Genomic DNA, 2,532 nt, shown 5'->3' on the forward strand with positions numbered 1-2,532 from the left:
GCGTCGGCGGGGCATCAGACCTCCGTCCGCAGCAGCCGCAGATAGACCGCGGAGAACAGGGAGCCGACCAGCAGCAGGAGCAGCGCGACCGCCGTGCCGTACCCGATCATGCTGTTCTGGAAGGCCTGTTCGTACATGAACAGCGGCAGGGTCTGGCTGCGGTCGCCGGGGCCGCCCCGGGTCATCACCCAGATCAGCCCGAAGACCGAGAGCGTCTGGAGGGTGTTGAGCATCAGGTTGGTGCCGATGGAGCGGCGGATCATCGGCAGCGTGATGTGCCACAGCCGCCGCCATCCGCCGGCCCCGTCCACCTCGGCGGCCTCGGTGATCTCGGCGGGTATCTCGTCCAGCGCGGCGGAGTACACCAGCATCGAGAACGCCGTCCCGCGCCAGACGTTGGCGAAGGACACGGCGAGGATGGGCAGCGTGAACAGCCAGTTCTGCCGGGGCAGACCCAGCCAGTCCAGGACGGCGTTCAGCGTGCCCTCGCGGCGGAAGAACGCGTACAGCAGGAACCCGGCCACCACCTCCGGCAGCACCCACGCGGTGATCACCACCCCGCCGGTGAGGGTGCGTACGGGTTTCGAGGCGCGCTTCATCAGCGCGGCCAGCGCGAGCCCGAGGGTGTTCTGCCCGACGAGCGAGGACAGCACCGTGAACACCAGGGTCAGCCGGACGGCGTTGAGGAACGCGTCGTCCCTGAAGGCCCGGCGGAAGTTGGCGAGGCCGGTGAAGGAGGAGTGGGCCTGACCGGTCAGCTGGAGGTCGGTGAAGGCGATCCAGACGCAGTAGGCGATCGGCCCGGCGAGGAAGAGCAGCAGCAGGACCAGCGCGGGAAGGAGCGGGAGGGCCCGGACGGCCGGGTGCCCGCGCCTCACTTGCGGACCACTCGGCCGCCGGTGACGTCCTCGACCGTGGCGTCGTAGCCCTTCGCCGCCTCCGCCACGGACAGGTCACCGGTCGTGACGCCCTCCATGGCCTCCTGGATGGCGGTGGACACCCTCGGGTACGCCGGGTACGCGGGACGGTAGTGCGTGTGGGCCACCAGGCCGGTGAAGAACGGCAGGCCGGGCCGGGCGCCGGTGTAGGCGGGGTCGGCGGCGACGTCCTGGCGTACGGCGATGCCGGAGTTGGCGATGTACCACTTGCGGGCGTTGTCCTTCGTCTGGAGCGTCTTGACGAAGTCGAAGGCGAGGCCGGGGTTGGCCGCCTTCGCCGGGACGGCCCAGGTCCAGCCGCCGGACATGCTCACCTTGCCGGGCGCCTGGCCGTGCTGGGTGGGCATGGCGGCGAGCCCCAGCCGCCGGGACCAGTCGGGCCACACGTGCCCGGAACCCGGCAGCCAGTCCTGCGGCAGCCAGGAGCCGTCGAGGGCGATGCCGAGCTTGCCCTCGGGGAGCAGTTCGCCGTTGACGGTGGTGTTGAAGTTCGGGTCGAGGGCGTCGGAGACGTCGGGGCCGAGCTTCTCCCGGTAGACGGTCTCCACGAACGCCAGGGCGTCCCTGAAACCCCGCGACCCGACGACCCACTTGCCGGCGGTGTCGTCGTACAGCGGGTCGGATGAGCCGTCGCCCGTGCCGTACAGGAGCATCTCGAAGCCCTGCATCGTGGCCCGCTCGCCCGCCGGTTTGCCGGTGTAGACGTTGAGCGGGACGACGCCGGGGACCTTCCGCTTGATGGTGCGGGCGGCGGCCAGGACGTCCGCCCAGTTCCGCGGCTGCCAGTCGGGCGGCAGGCCCGCCTTCGCGAAGACCCGCCTGTCGTACCAGAGTCCGCGGGTGTCCGTGCCGTCCGGCACCCCGTACGTCTTGCCGTCCCGGCCCTTCGCCGCCGCCTTCGCGCTGCCGATGAACTGCTTCCAGTCCGGCCACTTGGCCAGATAGGCGTCGAGTGGCCTCAAGTACCCGCTGGTGATGTCGGAGTTGATGAGGAAGGTGTCCTCGTAGACCAGGTCCGGGGCGGTGCGCGGGGAGCGCAGCATCTGCTGGAGCTTGGTGTAGTACTCCGCGTCCGGCGCCTTGATCGGCACGAACTCCACCTTCTTGCCGGGGTGTTCGCGCTCGAACTGCTCCTTGACGCCGGCCAGGTAGGTGTCCGCCACCTTGACGGAGTTGTCGGTGGACTGCTTGTACGACACCTTGACCGTGTCCGGGTCACGGCCGGAGCCGCTGCCGCAGGCGGCGAGCGCGGTGACGGAGAGGGCGGCGGTGAGGAGGGCGGAGAGGGCGGCGGTGGGGCGCACGGGCATGACCTCCTGAGCGCACGTGGGGGTGGCGCGGAGATGGCTGCCGTGTGAAGGTAAGAGCGCTGGTCCGGTCAGGTCAATGCGTCTGCGGGGTGATAGCGCTCCGGCGCGCCGGAGCCGGGTCCGGCGGGCGATCCGCGCGGGCGTGGTACCGCGTCCTACCGGTCCTCGGGCCGTATGACGACCTGCTTGCCGACGACGGGTCCGTGGAAGGTGCCGTACCGGAAGTCGGAGTAGTCCCGGACGACGCCGGGGCCGCCCCCGCCCGGCCCCCGACTCCCGCCCGG

At 70.8% G+C, this 2,532-nt stretch carries 2 protein-coding genes; both read right to left on the reverse strand.

The genetic code is table 11. The features are described 5' to 3' along the window. Window positions 1-14: 14 nt before the first annotated feature. A complete protein-coding gene (locus H5J33_RS30810; protein WP_181798058.1) occupies window positions 15-878 on the reverse strand; it encodes a carbohydrate ABC transporter permease in 864 nt (287 codons plus the stop codon). Further along, a complete protein-coding gene (locus H5J33_RS30815) occupies window positions 875-2,248 on the reverse strand; it encodes an extracellular solute-binding protein (protein WP_181798059.1) in 1,374 nt (457 codons plus the stop codon). The genes H5J33_RS30810 and H5J33_RS30815 overlap by 4 nt, the downstream gene beginning before the upstream one ends. Window positions 2,249-2,532: the final 284 nt, after the last annotated feature.

The sequence above is a fragment of the Streptomyces sp. WELS2 genome (assembly GCF_013870595.1).
Classification (GTDB): domain Bacteria; phylum Actinomycetota; class Actinomycetes; order Streptomycetales; family Streptomycetaceae; genus Streptomyces.

What these genes read in the sequence shown, in the direction of transcription:
- H5J33_RS30815 (WP_181798059.1), bottom strand. Translation starts at nt 2,248, where the DNA reads ATGCCCGTGCGCCCCACCGCCGCCCTCTCCGCCCTCCTCACCGCCGCC.